The sequence below is a fragment of the Levilactobacillus fujinensis genome (assembly GCF_003946335.1).
Lineage (GTDB): Bacteria > Bacillota > Bacilli > Lactobacillales > Lactobacillaceae > Levilactobacillus > Levilactobacillus fujinensis.
Genome location: NZ_RHNX01000028.1, coordinates 14632 through 40918, shown reverse-complemented (window position 1 = coordinate 40918; position 26287 = coordinate 14632). Strand labels below are relative to the sequence as shown.

Here is a 26287-nt window from a genome sequence, read left to right as displayed (position 1 = left end):
CTTTAATTCATGGTGGTTTAACCCCAGTCGAGTATTGTCAGAAGATGCTAGTTGCCTAGGTTAGAAAAGTGTCTAACGTTTTGCTTGCACTTCATTCTTCCCGGTTTACATCGTGGACCTGAGAGGCTGGGAGCTTTCAGGCTCGCCTGAGGAGTCGACACGTCCTTACACATAGTGCAGTTAAGTTTAGAAAATACAAAAGACAATCAAGAAATGGAGTGATCGGCATGGTAAAGAGTGAAAAGGAAAAGATGATTACCGGTGAGCTCTTCAACGTTTACGATGAGGCGCTGGTGGCCGAACGGGGCGTTGCACGCGACAAGGTAGAGGCCTTTAATGCGCTGGGAGAGAAACATCCCGAACAGAGCCAGCAACTGATCAAAGAGATGTTCGGTGCGACTGGTAAGGCTGTTGAAGTCCACGCGACCTTTCGCTGCGACTATGGATATAATATTTATGTTGGTGAGGATTTCTTTGCCAATTACGACTGTGTGATGTTGGACGTCGCGCCTATCCGGATTGGGAAGCATTGTCTGTTAGGGCCGAAAGTACAAATCTATTCAGTCAACCATCCGGCCGATCCTCAACTGAGACGCAATGGTGCCATGGGCATCGGCAAGCCCGTGACGCTGGGCGACGACGTCTGGGTCGGTGGGGGCGCCATCATCTGTCCGGGTGTGACCCTTGGTAATAACGTGATCGTTGCTGCGGGCGCCGTAGTGACGAGGTCGTTTGGTAATGATGTTGTTATCGGTGGCAATCCCGCCCGGATTGTTAAGAATTTGAAGTAAACATTGTGTTTAAAAGCACAATCTTCGTGGACGACTTTACGGAGGTTGTGCTTTTTTAGCACTGTTTATAAATGAATACGCTTACATTTGAAATTTAAAACAAAAGAAAACGTTTTAGAAAAGTAATACGAATGAAACAATAAACGGTTGATTTATCCGTATAAATAGTCTAAAATAACATTATTGCATTTGTGAAAACGGTTTACTTCAAAGCTATAATTACCGATATCACAATCATCATAAGAGAGAGTCTTAGTTATCACACCTATTCCCTCGGCAGGGACGGGCGTGCGTCGACAGAGAGAGCAAGAGACATTGGGAGGGAACGTTTTGACAAGCACGAAGAAAATTTCAAGCGGTTTCATTTACTTTTTTGGGTCCTTTGGTGGGATCCTGTTCGGTTATGACATTGGTGTAATGACTGGCGCACTACCATTTCTAGAACATGACTGGGCGTTAACAAACGCCGGCGTGATTGGCTGGATTACATCGGCCGTCATGTTTGGGGCTATCTTTGGTGGGGCGATTTCAGGTCAGCTATCCGATAAACTTGGCCGCCGCAAGATGATTCTGATTTCGGCACTGATCTTTGCTTTGGGGTCCTTACTTTCCGGGATGGCTCCTAACCAGGGAGCCATCTACCTGATTGCCGTCCGTATCTTCTTAGGACTGGCCGTCGGGGCATCGTCGGCACTGGTACCAGCCTACATGTCAGAAATGTCCCCAGCCCGGTTGCGGGGACGTTTAACGGGAATCAACCAGACGATGATTGTTTCCGGCATGCTGATTTCCTACGTGGTCGACTACCTCTTAAAGGGATTACCAGAACTCTTTGCTTGGCGGTTGATGCTGGGTTCGGCGGCAGTACCAGCCATCATTTTATTTGCCGGCGTCTTGCGCTTGCCAGAGTCTCCGCGATTCTTAGTTAAAAATGGCGACTTGGTGGGCGCTCGACAGGTGCTGAGCTTTATCCGACCTGCTGACGAGATCGACGCTGAATTAGCCGATATTCAAACGGCGGCTACGGATGAAGCAACCGTTGCTCAAAATACGTCTTGGGGCACGTTGTTCTCAGGCAAGTACCGTTACTTAGTTATCGCTGGGGTTGGTGTAGCGGCATTTCAACAGTTTCAAGGCGCCAACGCCATCTTCTATTACATCCCCTTGATCGTTCAACAAGCTACGGGTGGTGCGGCTAGTTCTGCGCTGATGTGGCCAATTATTCAAGGCATCATCTTGGTCATTGGGTCGCTGGTCTTCTTGGTGATTGCCGATAAATTTAATCGGCGAACACTGTTGACGTTAGGTGGCGTAGTCATGGGCTTGTCCTTCATCTTGCCGGCCATCCTAAACGTGGTCAACTTGAACAAGAATCCCATGCTGATTGTGCTATTCTTATCGATCTACGTGGCATTTTATTCCTTCACGTGGGCGCCACTGACCTGGGTACTGATTGGGGAAGTCTTCCCCTTGGCCGTTCGTGGACGGGCTTCAGGATTGGCTTCATCCTTTAACTGGATCGGCTCGTTTGCCGTGGGTTTACTGTTCCCAATCATGACGCAGTCGATGTCCCAAGACGCCGTATTCGCGATCTTTGGCCTCATCTGTCTGTTGGGGGTCGCCTTCATTCGACTGTTCGTTCCAGAAACGAAGGGACGGACGTTGGAAGAGATTGAACAACAAGGCACGCAGACCAAAAAGGTTTACGAAACGTCTGAATCGCGGAATCATTAAGTGAACCGTTAGAGAAAACTCAAATGATTCACATAACTTTTGTAATAGTAGGAACTTTCGCTGCTAAATTAGCGAAAAAAGTTGTCCGTAATAGGTATTTTGAAACTTGCAACCTTAAATTGAATAGGACGATTAACGGTTAGTCCAATTTCATGTAAAATTTTATGACCATACTTATATCCGGATTATTCATCAAAGGACTAGAATGCTTTGACTGTTTCTACGGTCTCAAGCATTTCTAGTCCCTTTTTGATTTTATTCGTTGGGTGTAGCCCCCCAAAAACCTCCCATTGTTATTGTGAAGTTGCAAAACTAAAGAGCCAGCAAGACCGCAATGCAACCAGATGGTCGACAGGTTGATTAGTAAGCCGAAATAACGATAATGCTATTGACCGGTTTAAGACAGAAATCTTGCAACTCGTAAGTTAATCATTAAAATGATGGTGATTTTGAAACTAACGTCAGGCTTGAAGCTACCGTTGCAGAATTAATATGACTAGTTCTAGTGAAGGGGGGAGGATTATGAATAAACGTTGGGCAAAGTGGGGGCTTATTCTTTTATTGATTTTTTGGGGTGGCATTTTAAACCACGTAACGGCTAAAGCGGCGGATAATTACACGATTTCTCCCTTTCAGATAAATGCTAAAATTCTGCGAAATGGGGATGCCGATGTCACGGAAACGATGACCTACCACTTTGAGGCTGATTATTATGGCGCCTATAATATCCAAGACATTCGCGGTATTCAAGGTGGAGCTTTAACCGCTGTAAGCTATCAGCTGAATAAAGGCCGCCTTATTACGGCACATGTCTCAAAAACAGAAGCCATAGGGACGTATTTAGTCAGTCAGACAAAAAAACGAATCAAAGTGAAACTCTACCGGCCGGTAAATGTTGATGACCGACTAAAGGTTATCTATCGGTTTCACTTACATGGCGTTGTAAAAAATTATCGCGATACGGCCGAATTAAACTGGAAAATGATTGGTAAGGCTTGGGAAGTACCACTAAATAACGTCAAACTAACCATTCAATTACCTGAAAGAAACATTCGTGGTCTGCAAGCATGGACGCATGGCCCCTTATCTGGATACACTTACGTTAACCGAAGTGCGGGACGGATAACAATGAAAGTGGCCACCAATCCGGCCAATGGTTTTGTTGAGAGCCATCTTCTTTTCCCTAAACAGGTTACGCCATTAAATCAGAATTACAGTAACCAGCTGCGTAAGAAAGCAGCACAGCAACAAGAAGCAAAGTTGGCTGCCGTGGCAAATGAGCAACGCACCCAAAAAAAGGTTACGCGAACTAATCGGGTATTGGGGGTTACTTCTTCTCGTAATCGTTTCGACCATCGCCTCTTGGTGGTGGCTAAAACGACATCCCGCCAGGTATAATCCTGAACCCATTCCTTTAAATCATTTCTTTGAAGTTCCTGACATTTCTCCAGGACAATCAGAAGCTCTTTTGGATTCTCGCGTCCCTAGTTCTGATGCTTTAACCGGCGATATTATGATTGCTGCTGGTCGTCATGAAATGACAATAACGACTCATCAAAGCGACCATAATCAGAATGAAGTAGTCAGATTCACTCAAGTAAAGCCCATTGATAATATCTTTTTACGACAATGTTTTGCGACGTTGGGGAATCAAAATAATAGTTTTACGCTAACGGATCTCGAAGACTTTGCCGAAAATGATAAGAAGGGGCATGTGGGTGATTGGTTCCAAAAGTGGCAGAATCAAACGATTTCATCTGTGAGACAATACCAGGCCAGCGCAAATATTCTTTATCGTCAACGGATGTGGTGGTTTGCGATTTCCATAACTGTTTTGACCGCGTTCTGGCTGATCTTTGCCTTGGTTATTGGCCATACCGAATTAATCTATGCAATCGCTGTAGGTGTCTTATTATTGTCTGCAGTTTGGGGGTACGTATTCACACATAAAAATGTACAAAGATATAATAAGCGTGGGTTACAGCTTGCCAATGAAGTCCGAGGCTTTCAGCGAATGCTCAAGGATATCGGGCACTTTAACACAGCCAAAATTGGTGATCTTCTTTTATGGGAACAAATTCTTCCTTACGCAGTAGCATTCGGTCTATCTAAGCAAGTCACCGAACAACTATCTTTTGATTTTGGACGCGAGACAATTCGTACAAACATGGCCGATTTTTATCCCATCTACTATGCGGCCACTTTAGGCCAACCATTAGCCAATACCATAGGCCATAGTTTAGGCAGTTCAATCCAAACGGCGGATAGCTCCTCATTTGCATCGTCAGCTAGCGGTCGTTCAGGTGGCTTCTCAGGTGGCGGTGGTTTTGGTGGTGGATCTGGTGGCTTCGGTGGCGGATCAGGTGGTGGCGCGTTCTGATTTAGGCCTTTAGCTAGAGCCAATGCATAACACATCAAAGAGCAACTCTGGGCACTTTTTCCTATTCTCAAGAAGCTAATCAGAAAGCCCGCCAAGACCATATTTGTCGGCCGGTAAGGCGATGGTTGGACAATGTTGCCTAATTTTAGACCCAGTATCGTTGTGGCAACGATTATAATGAGTGTTTTGGGACTTTCAGTAATAAAAAAGTTTTGGCGGCCATGGTCGTCAAAACTTTTTTTGATAGCGTTATTCATCACGTTGCTCGTTTTTCGGATCAAGGACTAAAGGGACCTCCGGGTCGAAGTTACTACTATCCAGGAACTTTTTGGTGTAGGTGTGGCGGAACTCGGTAGGTGTGAGGTAGTAGCGCGCCTTGAAGGCTTTCATGAAGCGTTTTTCATCCGAGAAGAAGACGGTGCTGGCGATTCGTTTGATGGGGAAATTAGTCTGTAGCAGAAGTTCTGCAGCCTGCTGCAACTTGAGCTGATTGATGTATTGAATGACGGTCTGACTGGTCTGCTCCTTGAAAATACGAACGAGGTAGTGCGGATTCAGATCAAAGTGATCGGCAACGTCACTAGCCTTGAGGTCGGCACTGAGGTTGGCCCGGATCCATTCCTTGATGCCGTCGATCCTGGCCTCGGCACCGGTTGAATTTTCACCGGATAGGGAGGTATAGAAGTCCTCAGCAATTTCGATCAGTAGGGCAGTTAGGAGATAGTCAACGGACATTGACGTGAAGTAATGGGTCTTCGCCACGTCCAGAACTTGGTAAATGATAATGAGAATCTTTTCTAGGCTGAGCGCACGGTACTGTAGCGGAAGGACGACTTGATTCTTCTTGAACAGTGCGGCAACGGATTGACCGTCGTGACTGTCGACATGGAGGGAGCGCATGGCGTTCTTTTGCGTGAAGAAATGAAACCAGAAATACTGGGTGTCTTCCGGGGACTCCTTGTAACCGTGGAGATGATGAAACGGCGGCAAGGAAAAGATATCGCCCGCAGTGATAACGTAATAATTGTTGTCTACCTGTAAGTAGAGGGTCCCCTTGGTGACAATAATAATTTCAAAGTTGCCATCGTGATACATCGGTTTATGTTTCCAGTGCGGGCCCGCCGTGAACTTGCCAGATGAGAAGTGTAAAACGGGCTCACTAATATCGATACAGGTTACGGTTCGCATGATTATGAACTCCTCTCGTTAGGGAATGACTGCAACGGTGTCCGATGAGCGTGTCAAGAATGATTTCAAACGAGTTAGTTGCCGTTAGGTCTATTTTCTCCTGAATCGCGTAGGTCGTCCATAGAGAAAAGGTGATAAGTGAGAAAAGAACACCAAATAGCAAAGCGATAGTTATAAATAAACACCTTTCCTACAAAATACACCATTTTTAATCATAATGAAACCGTTTACAATAAAGGGCGTAGAAGATAATTATTGCGGAACGCCTAGTTGCTTGGACGTTCTTCAATTCTAACCAAGTTTTGCTTTATTTAGGAAGGGAAGATGATCATGGAAAGTTTTGACGTTAGAACCGCGCAAGCACATCTGGGCTTTGAAATTAATCAGGGGAAAGTTGCCTTGACGGTCATGAATTCAAACGACCTCAGTGCCGCTGACGATGACCTAAAGCAGCATTTACAAATCGCAGAGGTTCAAGTGACTGGCCGGAATTTCCATCACAAGGGAGTTGGGTTCGTCGACACCAATCCAGGACGCGATTTACGTTACGTGCGGCATGAGGTCCACGATGAAACCGATGGTAAACTGTTAACAATCGTTCAAGAAGATGCTGAACGGACACTTCAAGTTAGCAGCTTTTATCGTCTGTATGATGGGTCAGCGGTGGTTAGAAGCTGGACGAAAATTGAAAACATTGGTCAAAAAGACTTGGGTATCGAATATGTTTCTTCATTTGCCTTGAGTGGTATCAATCAAGCCAATGACCTTGATGGCAACTACGCCGAGGACAACGTGGTCTACATTCCGAATAACGACTGGACTGCCGAAGCTCAGTGGAAGGCCAATACCGTAAAGGATGCCGGTCTGGACTACTGGGTCGATGGCGACTTGGCCCAAGCGTCTACTAAACGGATCAGTGTGACCAACAACTCATCCTGGTCCTGCTCAGAATATTCGCCGAACGGTATCTTGACGAATACGAAGACCGGGCAGACGGCTATTTGGCAAATTGAAAACAATGGGGCTTGGCACTATGAGTTAAAGGATATTGGCCGCGGCAACCTCTTGGCTATCAGACTGTCTGGTCCAGAGGAATTCGATAATCAGTGGTGGAAGAACCTGCAGCCGGGGGCAACCTTTACCACGGTACCCGTCGCCTTTGGTCAGTTGATGGGCGATTATGAGGACGGCATTGGTGAAATGACTAAGTACCGGCGCTTGATTCGTCGGGAAAATGAAGACAATAAACAATTGGCCGTCATCTTCAACGATTACATGAACGGTTTGTCGGGGGACCCAACGACCGAAAAAGAAATTCCCCTGATCAATGCGGCCAAGAAGGTCGGTTGCGAATACTTCGTGATCGACTGTGGCTGGTATGCTCCTGGGTACTGGTGGGACAGTGTCGGTGAATGGCAACCTTCTCAGGAACGCTTCCCAGAGGGCATTGAGAAGCTGATCCAGTACATTCGGGATCAAGGAATGACACCAGGGCTCTGGCTGGAACTTGAAGTCGTCGGCATTAAGAGTCCGCTGGCCGATAAATTACCCGACAGCTGGTTTTTCATGCGTCATGGTCAGCGAGTCATTGACGCCGATCGTTACCACTTAGACTTTACGAACCCCGAAGTCCGCGAGTTTGCGGACGGCGTTGTTAAGCGGCTGGTTGAACAATATGGCGTTGGGTACATCAAGATGGATTACAACATTACGACCGGTATCGGGACAGAACAGAATTCAGACAGTTTCGGGGATGGCCTCCTAAAGCATAACCGAGCCTACCTGAATTGGTTGGACGCGGTCTTCGCCCGTTATCCGGATCTAGTTATCGAAAATTGTGGTTCTGGTGGGATGCGGCACGACTATGCCATGCTCCAGCGGCACAGTATTCAGTCGATGACCGATCAGACCAATTACGTACGAAATGGAAATATTGCGGCGGTCGGGGCATCCGTTGTGACGCCAGAGCAGTGTGCCATTTGGTCGTACCCCTTACAAGACGGGGACGATGAAGAGGTCATCTTTAATATGGTCAACGCGATGCTCCTGCGGATTCATCAGAGTGGTTATCTCAATAAGGTCAAGGGTCACCGGCTAGACTTGGTTGCCGAAGGCATTGCGACGTACAAGACCTACCGCGAGAAAATTGCGACGGGGCTACCCATTTGGCCAGAAGGACTTAGCCAATTGGACGACGCTTGGTTTAGCTATGGCTTTAAGCAGGGCCAAGACATCTACCTGGCCGTTTGGCGGGGAGTCGGTCAAGCGACTGACCATACCATTTCACTGGCCAAGTATGGGGAAATCGCTGCCGTTGAACAACTGTATCCGAACAAGGTCGGTGGGGCAACGGTTACCCATGATCGTCGTGACCTGAAGCTAGACTTTACGAAAGAAAAGATGGCACGGCTGTACCATATCCAATTGAAATAGAATCAAGGATTGGGAATCTGAGGTTGAAAGTTTCCCAATACACATGATGACGGTTGGCACAACGATATGGCGCCTAAAATTGGGCCACGTCGGCTAATGATTACCTTGCCGACGACAGATATAGGCTGGAACGAGGCGAACACAGAAAGTACCGAGTCGCCAATCATCGCCTTATTTGGATGTTCTGAGCCCGAGACAGCATGGATTATGCGTCTAGAAACTGATTTGCCAGAAATTGGCAGGTCAGTTTTTTTGCTTGGCCGTGCGCTGCCCGTGGCGGTATCGTTCAGAGCTCACGACAGGCTAGTCGAAGGGGCGTGATCAATTTGAGAGTTGCGCGTGATTTATAAAATTCTACGGCAAAAAAGTGCGGTTAGTGACCACAAAATCGGCTAATGTGAGTTTTAAACACCAAATCGCACTGGCACAGTTACTTTATACCACTAAATCTACAGTTTCACTTGTTGAAAGCGTTTTCTTAGATGCTATGATAATCATGTACATAAGGATATCCAAACGAAATTGTTTTTGACCGACCGGTGGTCAAAAACGGCTAACTCAGAAAGGACAGCAATTATGACTAAGAAATTTAGAACATTTGCTCAGGTCCCGCCTAAGGGGTGGAATAGTTGGGATAGTTACGGTGCTTCGGTTCGGGAGAACGAGGTCAAACGTAATGCCGACTACTTAAGCCAACATTTAAAACAATTCGGCTGGCAATACGTGACCGTCGATATTCAATGGTATGAGCCAACGGCGGACTCTTCTCAGTACCATAATTTTACGCCGCTACTGATGGATGACTATTCACGGTTGATTCCAGACCCAAAACGGTTCCCATCGGCTGCTAATGGGAATGGGTTCAAGCCATTAGGGGATTACATTCACGGCTTAGGATTGAAATTTGGAATTCACATCATGCGGGGCATTCCCCGGCAGGCCGTGCACAATGCGACGCCGATCAAGGGAACGACCAAGACGGCCAGAGACATTGCGGAAAACAATATTTGTCCGTGGAATGCCGATATGTATGGCGTCAATGTCGATATGCCAGAAGGTCAGGGTTACTACAATTCCTTGATGGATCTGTATGCTTCCTGGGGAGTGGACTTCATCAAATGCGACGACATTGCAAATTCAGTCATCTATAACGGTACCCTCAAAAAGGAAGTCGTCGCACTGAGAAAGGCCATCGATCAAACTGGCCGTGAGATGGTCCTCTCCTTGTCACCAGGACCAGCGCCCGTTGAGAATGGGGCGTTTCTCCAGCGGAATGCCAATATGTGGCGCATCACGGATGATTTCTGGGATGAATGGTCATTGCTCCTGAACATGTTTGATTGCGCCGAAAAGTGGTCACCGATTTCACGTCCAGGGAACTGGCCAGATTGTGACATGTTGCCATTAGGGCACATTGGGATTCGTTCAGTAGATGGTCCCGGCGGTAACCGGCAAACACGCTTTACGCGCTCTGAGCAGAAGACCATGATGAGTTTATGGAGTCTAATGCAGTCGCCACTGATCATGGGGGGTGAGTTGCCCGACCTCGACGAATGGACAACGCGTTTGCTGACGAATCAGGACTTGCTCGAAATGGACGATCACGTGACCGAAAAGTATCAGGTCTCACGTGATGAACAGAAGATCACGTGGTACGCCAAAAGTCCAAACCATACTTACTACGCCGTGTTTAATATTTCCGACCAACCGTTAACGTTAACGGGCAAGGAACTTTCTGAGTTGGAAATTCCGTTGGCGGGGCACGACATTTGGCAGAATAGAGACGTTACTTTAGCGGCCAATCAGACCGTTGAAATTGATTCCCATGATGTTTACTTATTAAAAGTTTAGGTCTTAATAGCTAAAGGAGCTGAAAATTATGGAAGAAAAGGCTACTGCCAAACCCAAACGCCAAATCGTCCCTGGGTTGGAGAAACTGAGTTATGCGCAATTAGACTTTGCTGGTCAATTGGTGGCCACCGTTGTCGGAAGTTATCTGATGTACTTCTTCACCGACGTTGTGCTCTTACCCGCCGCAGCTGCCGGGCTGATCTTACTGATTGCTCGGGTGGTTGATGCCGTTGGGGCCCCAGTCTGGGGAACCTTGATCGATATGACCCATACGAAATATGGGAAAGCGCGGCCATACTTCTTGTGGCTGGCATTTCCATATGCGGCCATGGGGGTACTGTTGTTCTGGGCACCACAGTTAAGCGTCACCGGTAAGATTTGGTATTGTGGGATTACCTACATCATTTACGGGATTCTTTATTTAGGAATTAATGCACCAATTACAACCATGTTGCCATTGATCACGTCCGATCCTAAAGAACGGGTCGTCCTCAATTCATGGCGGATGGTTGGGTCGAACTTAGGGGTTTTCGTGGTTAACTCATTGACCTTGCCATTGGTTGCCTTCTTCGGCCGCGGCAATGACGTCAAGGGGTTCCGCATCTTCATTGTGATCTTTGCTATTCTTAACGTGACATTGACATTATTCTCATTCTCACATACTAAGGAACGGGTTTCTTCTAAAAACAGTGAACGGGTAACGTTGAAGCAAGGGGTCCACGCCATGAACAAGAACTGGCCATGGCTCATCTTAGTTGCCGGAAACTTCTTATTCTGGGTTGCCCAACAAAACCGGCAACAAGGGATGGTCTACTACTTCACGTATTATTTCAAGAACAAAGATTTAGTGACGCTATTTAATTCGATTGGTTTAATTCAAGTCATTGGGGTCATTGCAATCCCACTGATGAACAAGCGGATGTCAAAGAGTCATATCTGGGCATTAGGCTTCGTTGTTGCTGTATTGGGTCAGTTGATTATTGCACTGTCCGGTCTCAACATTGCCGGTGCCATCATCGGCTGGTTGATCGCCTTAGTTGGTTCTGGGATTGCCGTTTCCATGCCATTTGCCATGTTAGGTTCCGCTGTTGACTTTGGTGAATGGAAGAATGGTATCAACGCGGCCGGGTTACTGACCACGATTGGGGCGGCGTTCTGTATGTCGATGGGTCAAGGACTTGCCGGCTGGTTAAACGGGACGTTCTTATCTTCCTTTGGCTATGTCGCTAACCAAGTACAATCGGCCCATGCCTTGACCGGGATTAGTATTGACTTTAACTGGATGACGATGCTGTTATACGGCGCCGCAATTATTCCAGCATTGATGTACCAAAAGTACGAAAATATGGAAGATCAAATTACGTCGGAATTAGCTAAGACGCGTGATTAGATTTAAATGATTTTATCTGACCATCAAGCTTGCTTGTGGCAATGAAAACGGACGCCATCGAGCAGAATCGAAGGCGTCCGTTTTGTGAGTCAAGGCGATGATTGGACAATGTTGCCTAGTCTCAGTATTGCTGTTCCAACGGTCATGCTAGGTGTTTTGGACCCTTCAACCTCAGTTAGTTTTGAAAAGAAAGGATAAGTGATCACTAATGGCAGGAACAATTGATCCCGCAAACGTGGTATCAGTTCAAACGCAACGGGCACAGTTAAACTTTATCGTGGACTCTGGCGGGCAGGCAAAACTGCTGTATGTCGGAAGTTTACGAGATGTGGGCGATTGGGTGCAGCGACTTAAGCCAGTTGAGGATGCGTTCAGCCTCACTGAGCTGCAAGTTGCTGGCGGTGATTTTAAACACAAAGGGGCGAAGCATGCGTCAACCTCCGAGTCCTATGAGCTGACGTATGCTGAGCATACTGTGCAAGATTTGGAGAATGGCAAGCTCTTAACGATTCATGAAATCGATGAAACATGTGATTTGGACGTGTACAGTTATTTTCGCCTATACGACAATACAACGGCCATTCGCTCCTGGAAAAAGGTAAGGAATCACGGAACAGGTCCGGTTACGGTCGAATACCTATCCTCATTCAACTATTCGGGCTTACTTCAGCAGGACGATTACCCCGGGAACTACGCCACCCACGATGACATGTACATCGCTCATAACTCATGGACAACCGAGTTACAGTGGCAAAAGGATACCATCCAGCACTTGGGGATGCCCTACTTTGGTCAAGACTACGAAGTGGATGTCAGTGACGATGATACTCAGGACAGCGGTGAACCCCACATGGGCGTGTACTTATCCGGTTCAAGTTCGAAGCGAATCGGGGTCACGAACAACTCGTCTTGGTCCTGCTCGGAGTATTCTCCGAATGGGGGACTCCACAACCGAGCGACGAATCAATCTGCATTTTGGCAGATCGAAAATAATGGTGCCTGGCACTATGAGATTGAGAATCACTATGACGGCTCCATTTTAAATCTTGAACTCTCTGGACCCGAAGAATATGACAATCAATTCTGGACGACGTTACAGCCAGATGATGAGTTTACGACCGTTACGGCAGCCTTTGTACAGATGAACGGACCGTTAGAAACTGCAATTGATGAAATGACAGTTTACCGGCGAAATATTCGACGGGTCAACGCGGACAATCAGAAATTACCAGTGATCTTCAACGATTATATGAATTGCTTGATGGGTGATCCGACATCCGCCAAGGAATTTCCACTGATCGATGCGGCGGCTAAGGCTGGTTGCGAGTATTTCGTGGTCGACTGTGGCTGGTATGATGACGGCTATTGGTGGGATACGGTTGGTGAATGGCAACCATCCAAGAAACGTTTTCCGAATGGCATTGAAGAAGTGACGGCCTATATTGCCTCGAAGGGGATGGTTCCCGGACTATGGCTGGAACCCGAAGTCATGGGAATTCGCAGTGACTTTGCCAATACATTACCCGATGACTGGTTCTTCCTTCGTAACGGGAAACGAATCGTTGATATCGACCGGTACTTGCTGGACTTTAGAAATCCAGCAGTTGTGGATTACGTGACTAAGGTGGTCGATCGCCTAGTCAATGAGTATCACGTCGGTTACATCAAGATGGACTACAACGTGACGACCGGTGTGGGGACGGATTACCATGCTGAAAATCGCGGGAAAGCCTTATTAGACCATAACAGAGCAGTTCTTGCTTGGCGGGATAGTCTCTATCAAAAGTATCCGGACCTGGTTATTGAAAACTGTAGCAGTGGGGGAATGCGTCACGACTATGGTATGTTAAGTAAAGACAGTATTCAGTCCGTTAGTGACCAAACGGATTACACGTTAAACGCCGCAATTTCCGGTGTCGCAGCGACGGCGATCACTCCGGAACAGTCGGCAATTTGGTCCTATCCCTTGCCGAAGGGTGATCAGGAAGAGACCATTTACAACATGTGTAATGCGTTGCTGTGTCGGATTCACCAGAGTGGCTATCTGAATAAGCTCTCGGCGGAACGATTAGCCTACGTAGCCGAGGGGATTACGACCTATAAACAAGAGATTCGGCAGCATATACCACACGCCGTTCCGGTTTGGCCAAAGGGCTTCCCCCATGTTTATGACGATGAAATCGTTTATGGGATTCGAGATGGCCAGACGCTGTACTTGGGGGTTTGGAACAACCTTAAAGCCAACAATCAGATTAAAGTCGATTTGTCAGCATATGGCGAGGTGACTAGTCTGACTCAGGTCTATCCCGGGCCAAAAGATGCCATTCAGGCCACAATGACGAATAACATCGGTTTATTTACATTTCCACAAGCTAAAATGGCTAGAATTTTTAAGGTAACATTGAAGTAGTATACGCGCAACATAAAAGCTTCACGGCAAGTTTAAGCCGTGAAGCTTTTATCGATAAATAAGTTAATGTAGTCAAGCAACTAGCCCTTCAAGCTGACCCAGCTGCCCATAGCCACTAAGAACACGCCAACAAGCACGAAAACGGTCAAGAGTGCCTTGGTGTCCGTATCGTGTTTGGTCTTGGGAATCAGCTTAGTAAACAGTAGAATGAGTAGTGCTAGTCCTGATAATAAAATGAATACCCCGGTAGTTAAATTTTGTGTCATTATAATCTCCCCTTACGGACTTGATTATACCGATAATTGAGTGAACTTACTTACTTATTACGATTTATTAAGAGAAAAATTGAAATAATGACGGTGAATTGGCCAAGTTGGATGTCAACGCATTCAGATCGAGTTGATTATCGGCAAGGCGAATTACCTGAAGATTGTAAGTGTCAAAGTACCTATTAGGACGGGGGAAAACGATGTTGAGACTAAAATTAGGCCGTGTCGGTACTGGATGGTAGGTATGGGCTGGGAGACAGAAAACGAGTCTGGGAGTTCTGTCCCAGACTCGTTGCAGGTTGGTTTCAATTGAAGTTGCACTTACAGCCAGCACCCCATGGCGCTACTGAAGTGGCCCAGTCCCATCAGGCTGACCCAGCCGCCCATGCCGACTAAGAATACAGCAATAACTACAAAAACGGTTAAAAGTGTTGCTGTGTCTGTATCATGTTTCGTTTTGGGAATTAACTTAACGAACAGAAAAATGAGTAGTGCGATCCCCGACACTAGAATAAATGACCCGGTCAATAGGTTTGCCGTCATCATAAGAATCTCCCCCCTTTATTCAACTAATTATACTGATTTGCTAGCGGAAAGGGTGAAATGACTCCCGTGAATTTAGGCCCTATGTTAAAATGATGGTTAGAGACAGTTGCTGGTAGTTTGTAAGTTGCCGGAACAATTTCGGCAAGGGATGCGACGGGTTTAGAACGTATGTTATAGCATACGTGTGAGTGGGTCGCCAGAAGAACCAGCAAACAAATTAGACGATAGGGGTGACGAGCATGATTGATCGAATTGAAGCGAGTGCGGATGCCTTATGGTTAACACCTAATGCAGAAGGTGTCGTCCGTATCGGTTTTGCGGACGATGGGCGTGAACTAGTGGGGCCGGTGACGAAAATTACGTGGCAAAAAACCAGTGGTCAAGTCAGATTGGGAACACCGTTAGTGATTGTGCACGGTGAAAAAGAAGAAATCACATTACGTTCTCCGTTTGCAGGACGGATTGCCGCTGTGAATACGGACCTCGTTGCCCACCCGGAACGTCTGAATAATCGCAATGACAATCTTGACTGGATGATTGATTTGGTCGATGACTAATTGGTTGAAAAGGAGCAAGTCGGTATGGAATTGACCTGGCAGGTAACGCAGCCGGTAACGAGTCTTAAAAAGTTTCTCAACGCACAGGGAGTCAGCCATCGCGTCTTTAGTGACTTGAAGCGCGATGGTACGATTCGGGTCAACGGGACGGTGGTCACCCCAGCAGTCGCCTTGCAGGTCAATGACCAGGTGGTGGTGACATTACCGGCAGAGGCTGCGGATGATGCTGTCGCCGTTAGCCATGGCCCCTTAACCGTGCTATTTGAAAATCGTGACTGGTTGATCGTGGATAAGCCGGCGGGGCTCAACGTGGTTCCTGGTCCCGCGAATCGGACGGATACGCTTGTGAATCGCGTCAAAGGGTCTTGGCTGGATGAAGACGCTGAGAACTTAGTGCCCCATATTATCACGCGTCTCGACCGCTTCACTAACGGTGTCGTGTGGATTGCCCGTCACCGGTTGGCGAACAGTCTGGCCAGTCAAATGCAAGCTGCCCACCAGGTCCAGAAACGTTATTTAGCTGTGGTCAGCGGCCAACTTAAGGCCGACCATGGCATCATTGACCAACCATTGGCGAGTGATCCCGCTGGATTTAACCAGATGGTCTCCCCGGCAGGAAAATCGGCCAAGACAGAGTACTGGGTGCAGCAGCGTTGGTCAAACGCCACGTTAGTTGAGGTCCAGTTACATACTGGGCGGACACACCAGATTCGCGCCCACTTTGCATATTTAGGTCATCCGCTGGTGGGGGATGCGTTGTACGGTGGTCCGCAACTGGGGGGAATGACGCGACAGGCGTTACAGGCCCACACGTTAGCCTTTGAAGACCCTTTTACGCATGATCAGCGAAGTTTCACCAGTACCGTTCCTGCTGATTGGCAGGCAATGATTCAAACCTTGAATGAGGAGTGAGCACAGTGGCAGACGAGGAACAGCTAGGTTGTTTGGTGGACGGTCAGCCCATTTCACTTGAGACCAGTCTCCAGTTGGCCGAGTTAGACGTGGGCTTGCGCAACCGAATTAAGCGTGATTATCCGCAGAGTAAGTCTAGCGATTATATTTGCGGGCACCACCTGTTAAAATATCGGCTGGATCACGTTGATGCGATGATCAATGCCGATTTAAAACAAACGAAAAAAATCAATCATAAACTGACGAAGGCCTTACAGAGTGACGACTACGACATTATCGACGTCAACGACAGTTTGAAGGAGAGCCTGACGTTTGGTCAAAAGGTGTCGGATGATGTTGCGCGTTTTGGCGGCTCGTGGGGGTTTATCTTAGTTTTTATGTTTGTCTTGATTAGCTGGATGATTGTCAATGGTCTTCATTTATTTGGAATCAACTTTGACAACTATCCCTTCATTCTGTTAAATTTAGTATTGAGCTGTGTGGCAGCGATTCAGGCGCCTATCATCATGATGAGTCAGAACCGCTCCGCAGATCGCGACCGAATGATGGCCGAAAACGACTATCACGTGAATCTGAAGGCCGAACACGAGCTGCGTTTGCTACACGCTAAGGTCGATCACTTGGCGCAGAATCAGGTGCCCCATACCATGGAGATCGAACGGTTTCAGTTAGAAATTTTAGGTGAAATTCGTCAAGAACTCGCCGAACTACGGGAAGTAAAATCTCCGGAGTCGACGTCACGAAGGGAGCCTCATCAATGAGAACTTGGATAACTGCCGGCGTTTTGTTTATTGTTGGTCTAGTTTTTGGTCAACGCGCCGCGGGTAGGGTCACCCACTAAGGTTACACGGGTGAACCGGCAAATCCTTTGACAAACTTGCAATCCTCCGTTACTCTAGTGAAAGTACTAGAAATGGAGGATTTTTTGTGATAATTCGTGAAGCTCGACCAACGGATGCCCCTCAGATAGCACCGTTGATGAACTTGATTTACGACGAGATGGAATTGACCGACCTCGAGGACGTTCCCGGCCCCGACTTATTGAAGGTCATCACGGCGGCGTACCGTACCCGGACTTACTTGTCCGGTGCGGCAACCACGGTGGTGGCCGAGGCCAATGGCCAAGTTGTTGGGGTTGCGTTCGGCTACCCCGGCGAAAAAGAAGACATCGTGGAAGATGTAATTACCCGGCTAACCGCCAAGAGTGCGGCATTCGATGAACCGTTAGAGGCTGATTCAGAAACCGCACCGGGCGAGTGGTATTTGGACTCGTTAGCCGTCTCACCAAATCAGCAGGGCAAGGGGATCGGCCGTCAGCTATTGCGGGCCTTACCCGTTTATGCTCAGCGTGACCGCCAGTCGGTCATTGGGTTAAACGTCGACTTCGAGAATCCCGGCGCGATGAAGCTTTACGAGCGCATGGGCTATGAAGTTACTGGCACCCAAATGATTGGTGACCACAATTACTACCACATGCAACTTGAGATTGGGCAACCAATCCGCATCGCAAATTAAACTGAACTGAAATGGTGTGCCCAGGAACGATTCGTTGTTCCGGGCACACTTTTTGATTACCTTCTGAAGGTTGAAAGTTAAAATGTTCGCGTTAGTTTTGCGAACCGAATTATCATGGCTAAATTAGTGAAAACAGCCACACTCCGGCCGCCAGGGATTCCGTCTGCTGTGGGGAACGCCTGCAGCCAGCGGACGGGCTTCCAGTTCGGCTGAAGAGGTCGACCAACTGGCCTGGTACCCCCAGCGTGGCGATCACAATGTTGCGGCTAATTGGGGACGGACACACAACGTGATTTAATTTTGGAGAAGACGCTGGTATAATAGTTTTTAACGTTTGTGTTGCGTCACTGAGGTCTTTTGACCACTAGTCGCGTGACGCCAATTCCAATAACGGAATTATTTTAGGAGGATTAACCGATGAAGGACGACATACAATTAGGCGACAACGAATTTGCCAAGATGATGCTGGTGCTCAAGTCGCCAGTGACCCAAGCCAACCACAAGGAATTCAAGTTTCTTGACGGGACTGAAACCGGTGAGATGCAAGAGATTGCGCCGGATATTTGGGCAATGCCTGCCTATATGCAGGAAGATGATGACTTCACGATGTTCTTCCTAACGACGCAGATTGAATCTGGTGAGACCGTGATGGCCTTTGCGACCGGGGAAACCGATGATGGCAACTTCCGGTTGAGTGTCCCGCTGGTGACGGGTGCGGGGCTGAATCTGTTAAATAGCCAACAGCCGAACCGGGCGAAGCGAGTCTTGAAATTTTTGAATGATATTTCCAAAGCGGATGAAGGTAGCTGGCGGATGGTCGATTAACCGCGAATGATGGCGAAATGGAGGTGGTCGGATGCAACGAGCGACCAAGGCGTTTAACCTACCACTCTTACTGGCTCCTTTCATTTCGCGACTCGGAAGCACACTCTATCTCTTTGGTCTAAACTGGTTCGTGGTACAAGCCACGGGAAATGCGGCGCTGCTGGGGGTGATTCAAGCCATCGGCGGGGTCGTTTTATTTTCTGGTGATCTCCTCTGTGGGGTGGTCGTGGATAATTTCAACCGAAAACGAATCGTGGTCAGTGCTGAATTGCTCAGCGTTTTGGGGTGCTTGGCCTGTGCTTGGTGGCTGGATCCGCTACACATTACGGCGGCACCACTGGTCACACTGACGGTCATTTTGGATGTGGGGCTGGCCTTCAGTCTGCCCGCAGCCAAGGCCATGATTCCAGAACTGATTACCCTGGCCGGACGGCAACGGTTTAACGCCGTCAGCAACACCCTGATTGATTTAGCGGATATCTGTGCACCGTTGCTGGGTGGGGGCTTACTCGCCTTACACTGGCTAAACCTCCGGGGATTCTTACTGTTAAATGGCACCTCATTTCTCTTGTCATTTCTACTATACCTCAGCATTCGTTATCAAAGACCGACTGGGGAATCGTCACAACTGGGCGTGAAGGAGAGCCTACTAACGGGCTGGCATTATGTTTGGCAACGGCCGAAGTTGATCGAGGTTATCGTGCTCGGTGGTCTGATCAATGTCCTGTACGCAGCGGTTCGGCTGGTCTTGCCCTATGATGTCAACCATTTGTACGGTGGTGATTCGGCCCGCTATAGTTATTTACTGGTCATGCTAGCACTAGGTGGTATCCTTGGCGGGGTCCGGTTAACACTGGCGCGTCAAGAACCGCACCGCCGACAGAATTACGCTGACCTGACCTTGGCGGCGGGCGCGTTGCTGGTTGCCGGGCTTTGGGCCAACTACTGGGTCCTCCTGGTGGCGAGTGGCCTTTTCGGTTTCTGTTATTCGTGTTTTGAAATTCGTGCGATTACAATTACCCAAAATTTGACTGCCCCGGATTACTTGGGGCGGATGTTTGGTATTCTCTTTCTGGCAATCGACGCTTTTCAGCCACTGGGGAGTTTCGTCTTTGGCTTCGTGACGGACTGGGTCGCCAACCGGACACTGGTCATTATAGGGGGCCTCTTGGTTTTGGGATTAGCTTTAATTAATCATTGGTATCAACGATTAATCCAATCGAGACGATTAACGAAATAAGCGTTGACAGAGGTGTGAACGGGTCCGTATAATAGTTAAAAATAACGTTTGGCGCTGGTGAATTTTAGCCGACGTCAGACGATAAATAGGTTCCTTTAACGTTGTCCCGTGAGGCAACTAAGGGTGCCCCCTCCGGCAGATGCTGGGCCAAGTCTAGACTTGAAGTGGGCGCGCACGTTTTCTTACGGGAGAACGGGCGCGCTTTTTCTATCTCATGACTTGGAGGTCTTTGTTTATGAAAGAAGCACCATCACGCTACCGCAATCCAGATGCCCTGATCGACATCTGGGAACGACCGAGCTGGGGAAAATGGTTCGGGTTATCGCTCCAACATTTATTTTCGATGTTTGGGTCAACGGTGTTAGTTCCCATCTTGGTGGGCTTAAATCCCGGCATCGCGCTGTTTAGTTCTGGTGTCGGAACATTGATGTACATACTGATTACGCGCGGAAAGATTCCAGCCTACATGGGATCGAGTTTTTCCTTTATCGTGCCCATGGTTGCCTTGATGAAGACGACCGGGTATCCGGGAATCGCGCAAGGAACGTTGGCGGTTGGGTCGGTGTATCTCATTGTGGCCTTGATTGTCGCAATGGTTGGGTCGGACTGGATCAATAAGGCCTTACCACCAATCGTCGTAGGGCCAATGGTCATGGTGATCGGTCTTTCTCTGGCTGGCAGTGCGGCGCAGAAAGCCACGGTGGATAGTCAGGGAACGTATCACTGGCAATTCTTCGCGGTCGCCATGGCAACGCTCCTGCTGACGGTCGGGTTTAACCTGTACTTACGTGGCTTCCTGTCGTTAGTCCCTATTTTACTGGGAATCGTGGCGGGTTATCTGATTGCGGCAATGGCCGGACTGGTTGACTTTAAGCCAGTCATGACGGCGGCGTGGCTTTCACTGCCTAACTTTGAGGTGCCGATTCTCAGTTATCCGCTGCACTTTTATTGGGGGGCCATTATTAGTCTCGCACCAATTGCATTTGTGACGATGACTGAACACATCGGTCACATCACCGTGCTTAATGAACTGACTCACCGTAACTTTTTCGAAGACCCCGGTCTGCACCACACGCTGGCAGGGGATGGTGTGGCTTCAATTATTGCGAGTTTTGTTGGTGGGCCACCGGTGACATCGTACGGTGAAAATGTTGGTGTGCTAGCAATTACGCGCGTTCACAGTGTCTATGTTTTGATTGGGGCGGCGGTCTTTGCCATTATCTTTAGTTTTGTAGGCAAGTTGAGTGCCTTGATCGAAAGTATTCCTAACCCGGTCATCGGCGGGATCAGCTTTCTCCTGTTTGGGGTGATTGCCTCGAGTGGGATGCGCATCCTGATTGAAAAGCACGTAGATTTCAATAAAAAGCGTAACTTGATGATTGCCTCGGCCATCCTAGTTATTGGGATTGGTAACGCCTATCTCAAGGTTGGTCAATACGAATTCTCTGGGCTAGCAGTCGCTGCCGTGCTGGGAATCGTGTTGAACCTAGTGCTGCCACAGGATGACTAGTTTAGTTACAGGAATCAAGTAGACGCATTTAGAATCAAATTTTGACGATTAAAAAATAGTCGCTAATCTCATTGAGATGTGAGCGGCTATTTGGTATTTACCATATTCACTGAAGATTGAAGGGTCTAAAATTAGGCAACAATGACCAGTCATCGCCTTACCGGCCGGCAGATATGGGCTGGATCAGTGCGAACACAACTTGAAGCCTCGAAAATGCCGAGTCTTCAAGCTTGGTTTTCTACTAAGCTAGCGGGAAAAACACCCACTAACTAAGTAGAACGACGCGCCTGAGCCCATATCTGCCGACCTCTCGGCTTACGTAGTTGTTCTGAGGCAGCATAGATCATACCTACAGAAACGCTATTGACTTATGCTTAAACTTTAGTGTCCGCCTGGAATTTAGCTCTTGAGATTGATGTGCACAATCAGAGCTGGAGAATGCCAGGGGTGTAGCTAGCCGTGTCGATAATGTTAGACGGCTTTTTTCCCGGCTTACATCGGGGGACAATCTGGGAGACACATGAACTTGGTGACTTTCAGGCGAGTCGGGAGCCCATCCTTGGCCCCCCACAGCCAGCAGAACCCTTGGCAGCCGGTGCACGCCTGTTTTCCACTATTTTAGCAGTGATAGTCCTTACTGTCGCAAGAGTAGAGTGAACATTTTGGTTTTCAACCTTTAGCTTTCAATCTTGAGCTGAAAGATCTAAAATGTCCATCATGGCGATTGGCACAACAATACGGAGATTAAAATTAGTCAATGTTGTCCCATCATCGCCTTACCGGCCGGCAGATAGGGTACTACCCGATGGAAAAGTAGCGGAGCACAGCCATTGCCATGATGCCGACCACCACGACCATTAGGAGGCTCTTCGTCAGCACCCCTGCGATTGTTGCTGGAATCGCGGCGAGACAGTTGGCAATGTTAAGCGTGGCTAAATGACCGGGGTTGGCGATGAATAGGCTTTGGCAGCACAATGCGGTCATAATGGTAATGGGGACGAAGGACAGAAAGTTGATCAGCCAAGCGGGCATAGTCAGCGATTTAACGAAGGCAAAGGGCAGGGCTCGTGATAGAATCGTGACCAACCCACAACCGAGAATCGTCCACAGTTCAGTTAAGCTCATCGACATTTCTTCATCTCCATTCCAAAGAGGCATCCGGTCACGGTGGCGACGAGTAATGCGAAATTTTGACTCATGATACCAATCATAAAGTAGTAGATCAGGGCCACGAAGAGCATGACCATCAGTTGCAGGGACAGACCCAAGTGGCGATCGCTGATCAACTGCAGATAGACGAGACCAATGAACATGGCGGTTAGGGCGAAGTCAAAGCCGAAGCGCTCCGGGTTGGTGATCAAACCACCCAGGACGGCTCCCACGATGGTCGCAATTCCCCAGACCAGATAGGCAACGACGTTTGCGGCGGACTGCCAGGCAAAGCTCAGTTTACCGTTCGTCTTGTTCTGCTTGTTCATGGCTAGCGCAAAAGTTTCGTCCGTGACCAATGACCCAATTAAAAGGTTGCGGGTCAACGATTCATGCCGGAAATATTGTGCTAGGCTGGTACTCATTAAGATCATTCGAGAATTGACCAAGAAAGTCGAAATAAAAATGGCAGAAAGCGGATCATGTAATAAGAGCATGCTGGTAATAATGAATTGTGCGGAACCCGCATAGACGATAAATGAGAGGCCGGCAACGACCAATAAACTGAGGTGACTGGTGTGGGCAACAATGCCGAAAGCCAGGCCCACGCCAATATAACCAAACACAGTGGGGAGGACGTCATGGACGCCGGCCTTGAAGGTGAGTGAAGGATTCATGCCGAACTTCCTTTCTGAATTCTAATTTAGTTTTAACTTCCATTTTAGTCCTGTCAACGGGGCACGTAAACGTGTAATTTATTTGTAAAATTTGCCATCAAAAAAAGGTAAGAGAAAAGGTTGCATTTCGGTAAAGACGGTTGTATGATACTCACATTGATAAAAGATGAAAGTGAGGGTATGGGCGATGAAGATGAACTTGACTGAACTGGCTGCGGCCGCACACGTCGACGCCAGCGACATTGAAGGTTACGTAAAGAACGGCTTGTTAGGGGAGGCTCACTCCACAACAGAGTTTGACGAGTCTGATCTGTACTGGATCGATATGATTCAATGTTTTCAGCAAAACGGAACGTCTTTAGACGACTTATCCGGGTTAATGCCACGTTGTCGTAAGGGACAAACGCAATTAACTCAGGTGAACTAGTTAAGGTAATGAATCGGTAAAATGGACCACTAAGCAGCTCGACGGAATTTAGTCCGTGAGCTGCTTTTTTAATGCGATTTGAAAGCAGGGTTCCTTCGCGTTACCGGCCGGCAGATATGGGCGGAAACTTGTAGAATCAACCTAACATCTGGCTACACCAAAAAGGGGGTCACCACACAACACATGTTGCGGGTGACCCCCTTTGTTATGGTCGCAGACGCGCCTCACAGGGCGACATTATCTGTTTATTTTAGTTCAGCCTACTTCTTGACCTGAGCAATCAATTGCTGCATTGCTTGGGCTTGGTAAGCAGCCGTTGCTTGCTGGGTAACCTTTTTCTGTTCAGTAGCTGACATGGTTGGGTTCTTGGTCATCGCAGCCATGACTTGCTTCTTGACGTAGGTCATGGCGGCAGTCTTTTGCTTAGCTTGATAACTCTTAGAACTAGCCAGCTTTTGTAGCTTCTTAGCTTGGGCGGCACTTAAGACCGTCCAGTTTTTATTGATGTAAATCGTGTTGGTTTCCTTCACGTATTGGTGACCGTTGCCAGAAAGACCAAACCAAAAACTACTTACGCCGTTTTTGTATTCCCGGTAAACTTTTTTCGTCACAATCCGATTCTCACCAGTCGTTCGCTTGACCACGTTTTTTGTGGTGACCTTGGCAGACGTATGAGTGGTCTTCTTGCTGTTCGCACTAGTCTTGTAAACGTAGACTTGGTGCTTATCGGCCGTCCCAATCGGTTGGTAGACCATCATGGGCAACTGTTTAGAAGGCGATGCGGAGTAGATGGTCCGCGACGAAGTGGTGGTGACGTTGTGCATTCCCAAGTGGTCATGGTCATTTTTAACCATGAAGAAGATGCTCGTCAACAACCCGATTACGGCGACCGCAGTCAGGGTATTGCTTAACGGTTTATTTTCAATGTAAACGAAGAAGATGAAGGACAGGACGGCACAGATAATCAATGAAAAGATAATCATTATGCGGCACCTCCTTGGGTAGTCTTTGCGGTTTCGGAGTCCTCATCGGCTAAGTGAACGGAGCGGTGACTGCCCTTCATGAAGAAGGCAACGACCAGGGCGAGCAGACAGAAGCCAACTGCAATCCAAAAGGCGGCGTGATAACCGGACAGAGTAGCGTTAATGGCACCATTTGCGTAGCTCAAGGGGTTTGTCGTCAAGACGTGCTTGGCAGGCATTTGGCCCTTGGTAACGTTGGTCAGCACACTGATCAGGATGGCAGTCCCAACAGAACTAGCGACTTGCCGTTGCGTGTTGTTGACGGCGGTCCCATGAGAAATCATGTTCAATGGTAGTGCATTCATCCCAGCAGTCGTAGCGGGCATCATGACCATGGCGATCCCGAACATCCGTAAAGCATAGAGCAAGACGATGTAGAGGGTCGACGTATCCTTGGTGATCCAAACGAATGGCAAGGTACCGACAGTCAATAGGAACATCCCCATGATAGATAAGCGTCTTGCACCAAAGCGGTCAAAGGCACGACCGGTGATGGGACTCATGATCCCCATCATTAAGGCTCCGGCCAGCAGCGTCAATCCTGAATGGAAGGCGGACATCCCTTTAACCATTTGGAGGTAAAGGGGAATGACCATTTCGACACCAACCATGGCCATGTTGACCACGGAACTCAGGATGGCGGAGACGGTAAATTCTCTAGATTTGTAAACCCGGAAGTTCAAGAATGGGTTTTCCATTGTCAGTTGACGCCAGACGAAGAGACCGACGAAAACAAAACCAATGGCTAACGTGGAAAGGACGAGGGTACTGCCCCAACCGTCATCACCGACGGAAGAGAACCCGTAAAGCATGCTCCCGAAACCAATCGTTGATAAGGCCACAGAAATCAAATCTAAAGGTTCCTTGCGTGTTTCAAGAACGCTGTGCATAATCCAGAAACTGGCAATCACAACGACGGCGACGATAGGAATGATCATTCCGAAGAGGTCACGCCAAGTCCAGTTGTCAATGACCCACCCGGATAAGGTCGGTCCAATGGCAGGTGCTAGGCCGATAACAATTCCGGCAAGTCCCATGGCAGTCCCACGCTTGTTTGCGGGGAAGATAGTCAGCATCAACGTTTGCAGTAGCGGCATGGAAATCCCGACCCCAACAGCTTGGATTAACCGCCCGATGAGTAGCATTGGGAAGCTAACGGCGGACCAGCAAAGAACAGTCCCTAGTAAGAATGTTGACATGGCACCAATGTACAGCCATTTCGAGCTGATAGTGCTTAGTAACCAAGCACTAATGGGAATCATGATCCCATTGACCAGTAAGAACCCAGTCGTTAACCATTGAACGGTTGACGTTGAAACGTCAAAGGCTTTCATTAAGGTTGGGTAGGCGGTACTTAAAATAGTTTGGTTTAAAACCGTACAGAAAGTCCCCACTAATAGGAGGATAACGAGTAAGGTCCGACTGTAGGACTTCCCGTTGGTATCAATTGCAGTTCCCAAT

The 26287-nt window shown here is 48.1% G+C and carries 23 protein-coding genes; 16 read left to right on the top strand and 7 right to left on the bottom strand.

Annotation, left to right across the window (positions count from 1 at the left end):
• Positions 1-227: 227 nt before the first annotated feature.
• The 4 genes from EKM89_RS10245 to EKM89_RS14315 all read left to right on the top strand — a co-directional run bounded on the left by EKM89_RS10245 (position 228) and on the right by EKM89_RS14315 (position 4905).
• Entirely contained in the window at positions 228-791 is a 564-nt protein-coding gene (locus EKM89_RS10245; protein ID WP_125688261.1) for a sugar O-acetyltransferase, read from the top strand.
• A 330-nt stretch (positions 792-1121) separates the two neighbouring features.
• Complete coding sequence (locus EKM89_RS10240; protein ID WP_125688259.1) at positions 1122-2525, top strand: sugar porter family MFS transporter; 1404 nt, start codon at positions 1122-1124, stop codon at positions 2523-2525.
• 522 nt (positions 2526-3047) lie between these two features.
• Positions 3048-3923, top strand: a complete 876-nt coding sequence (locus EKM89_RS14320; protein ID WP_164510566.1) for a DUF2207 domain-containing protein — start codon at positions 3048-3050, stop codon at positions 3921-3923.
• A 70-nt stretch (positions 3924-3993) separates the two neighbouring features.
• Positions 3994-4905 (top strand): DUF2207 domain-containing protein, encoded by a 912-nt coding sequence (locus EKM89_RS14315; RefSeq protein WP_449811571.1) that lies wholly within the window; start codon positions 3994-3996, stop codon positions 4903-4905.
• A 249-nt stretch (positions 4906-5154) separates the two neighbouring features.
• On the opposite strand, the gene EKM89_RS10225 is transcribed toward EKM89_RS14315, so the two are convergent.
• Positions 5155-6093 carry a helix-turn-helix transcriptional regulator gene (locus tag EKM89_RS10225; RefSeq protein ID WP_125688253.1) on the bottom strand — a complete coding sequence of 313 codons (939 nt, stop codon included), beginning with the start codon at positions 6091-6093 and terminating at the stop codon, positions 5155-5157.
• Between the two features lie 330 nt (positions 6094-6423).
• On the opposite strand from EKM89_RS10225, the gene EKM89_RS10220 reads away from it, so the two are divergent.
• The 4 genes from EKM89_RS10220 to EKM89_RS10205 all read left to right on the top strand — a co-directional run bounded on the left by EKM89_RS10220 (position 6424) and on the right by EKM89_RS10205 (position 14177).
• The gene (locus tag EKM89_RS10220) at positions 6424-8526 is read left to right on the top strand and encodes an alpha-galactosidase (protein ID WP_125688251.1); all 2103 of its coding nucleotides are present in this window, start codon (positions 6424-6426) and stop codon (positions 8524-8526) included.
• 576 nt (positions 8527-9102) lie between these two features.
• Positions 9103-10377: a glycoside hydrolase family 27 protein gene (locus tag EKM89_RS10215; protein WP_125688249.1), complete on the top strand. Its 1275-nt coding sequence runs from the start codon at positions 9103-9105 to the stop codon at positions 10375-10377.
• A gap of 28 nt (positions 10378-10405) precedes the next feature.
• Positions 10406-11767, top strand: coding sequence for an MFS transporter (locus EKM89_RS10210; protein ID WP_125688247.1), 1362 nt, complete (start codon positions 10406-10408; stop codon positions 11765-11767).
• Positions 11768-11975: 208 nt separating this feature from the next.
• Positions 11976-14177, top strand: a complete 2202-nt coding sequence (locus EKM89_RS10205; protein WP_125688245.1) for an alpha-galactosidase — start codon at positions 11976-11978, stop codon at positions 14175-14177.
• 80 nt (positions 14178-14257) lie between these two features.
• On the opposite strand, the gene EKM89_RS10200 is transcribed toward EKM89_RS10205, so the two are convergent.
• Both EKM89_RS10200 and EKM89_RS10195 read right to left on the bottom strand, forming a co-directional pair.
• Entirely contained in the window at positions 14258-14443 is a 186-nt protein-coding gene (locus EKM89_RS10200; RefSeq protein WP_125688243.1) for a hypothetical protein, read from the bottom strand.
• Between the two features lie 324 nt (positions 14444-14767).
• On the bottom strand, positions 14768-14992 hold the full coding sequence (locus EKM89_RS10195) for a hypothetical protein (protein ID WP_125688241.1): 225 nt from the start codon (positions 14990-14992) through the stop codon (positions 14768-14770).
• A gap of 239 nt (positions 14993-15231) precedes the next feature.
• Here EKM89_RS10195 and EKM89_RS10190 point away from each other — a divergent pair, with 239 nt between their 5' ends.
• The 7 genes from EKM89_RS10190 (at position 15232) to EKM89_RS10160 (ending at position 21551) form a co-directional block, all read left to right on the top strand.
• On the top strand, positions 15232-15549 hold the full coding sequence (locus EKM89_RS10190; RefSeq protein ID WP_125688239.1) for a glycine cleavage system H protein (lipoate-binding): 318 nt from the start codon (positions 15232-15234) through the stop codon (positions 15547-15549).
• Between the two features lie 24 nt (positions 15550-15573).
• Positions 15574-16461: an RluA family pseudouridine synthase gene (locus EKM89_RS10185; RefSeq protein ID WP_125688237.1), complete on the top strand. Its 888-nt coding sequence runs from the start codon at positions 15574-15576 to the stop codon at positions 16459-16461.
• Between the two features lie 5 nt (positions 16462-16466).
• On the top strand, positions 16467-17222 hold the full coding sequence (locus EKM89_RS10180; protein ID WP_125688235.1) for a DUF1003 domain-containing protein: 756 nt from the start codon (positions 16467-16469) through the stop codon (positions 17220-17222).
• Positions 17223-17439: 217 nt separating this feature from the next.
• Positions 17440-17976, top strand: coding sequence for a GNAT family N-acetyltransferase (locus EKM89_RS10175; protein WP_164510567.1), 537 nt, complete (start codon positions 17440-17442; stop codon positions 17974-17976).
• A gap of 417 nt (positions 17977-18393) precedes the next feature.
• On the top strand, positions 18394-18801 hold the full coding sequence (locus tag EKM89_RS10170) for a hypothetical protein (RefSeq protein ID WP_125688231.1): 408 nt from the start codon (positions 18394-18396) through the stop codon (positions 18799-18801).
• Positions 18802-18832: 31 nt separating this feature from the next.
• A complete protein-coding gene (locus EKM89_RS10165; RefSeq protein ID WP_125688229.1) occupies positions 18833-20041 on the top strand; it encodes an MFS transporter in 1209 nt (402 codons plus the stop codon).
• Positions 20042-20276: 235 nt separating this feature from the next.
• Positions 20277-21551 (top strand): uracil-xanthine permease family protein, encoded by a 1275-nt coding sequence (locus tag EKM89_RS10160; protein WP_125688227.1) that lies wholly within the window; start codon positions 20277-20279, stop codon positions 21549-21551.
• A 798-nt stretch (positions 21552-22349) separates the two neighbouring features.
• Here EKM89_RS10160 and EKM89_RS10155 read toward each other — a convergent pair.
• Together EKM89_RS10155 and EKM89_RS10150 are read right to left on the bottom strand one after the other, a co-directional pair.
• On the bottom strand, positions 22350-22682 hold the full coding sequence (locus tag EKM89_RS10155; protein WP_125688225.1) for an AzlD domain-containing protein: 333 nt from the start codon (positions 22680-22682) through the stop codon (positions 22350-22352).
• On the bottom strand, positions 22673-23377 hold the full coding sequence (locus EKM89_RS10150; RefSeq protein WP_125688223.1) for an AzlC family ABC transporter permease: 705 nt from the start codon (positions 23375-23377) through the stop codon (positions 22673-22675). The genes EKM89_RS10155 and EKM89_RS10150 overlap by 10 nt, the downstream gene beginning before the upstream one ends.
• Positions 23378-23564: 187 nt before the next feature.
• Here EKM89_RS10150 and EKM89_RS10145 point away from each other — a divergent pair, with 187 nt between their 5' ends.
• Positions 23565-23804 carry a MerR family transcriptional regulator gene (locus EKM89_RS10145; RefSeq protein WP_125688221.1) on the top strand — a complete coding sequence of 80 codons (240 nt, stop codon included), beginning with the start codon at positions 23565-23567 and terminating at the stop codon, positions 23802-23804.
• Positions 23805-24064: 260 nt separating this feature from the next.
• On the opposite strand, the gene EKM89_RS10140 is transcribed toward EKM89_RS10145, so the two are convergent.
• Positions 24065-24787 carry a DUF4811 domain-containing protein gene (locus EKM89_RS10140; protein ID WP_125688219.1) on the bottom strand — a complete coding sequence of 241 codons (723 nt, stop codon included), beginning with the start codon at positions 24785-24787 and terminating at the stop codon, positions 24065-24067.
• Positions 24787-26286, bottom strand: coding sequence for an MDR family MFS transporter (locus EKM89_RS10135; RefSeq protein WP_125688217.1), 1500 nt, complete (start codon positions 26284-26286; stop codon positions 24787-24789). The genes EKM89_RS10140 and EKM89_RS10135 overlap by 1 nt, the downstream gene beginning before the upstream one ends.
• Between the last annotated feature and the right edge of the window lies 1 nt (position 26287).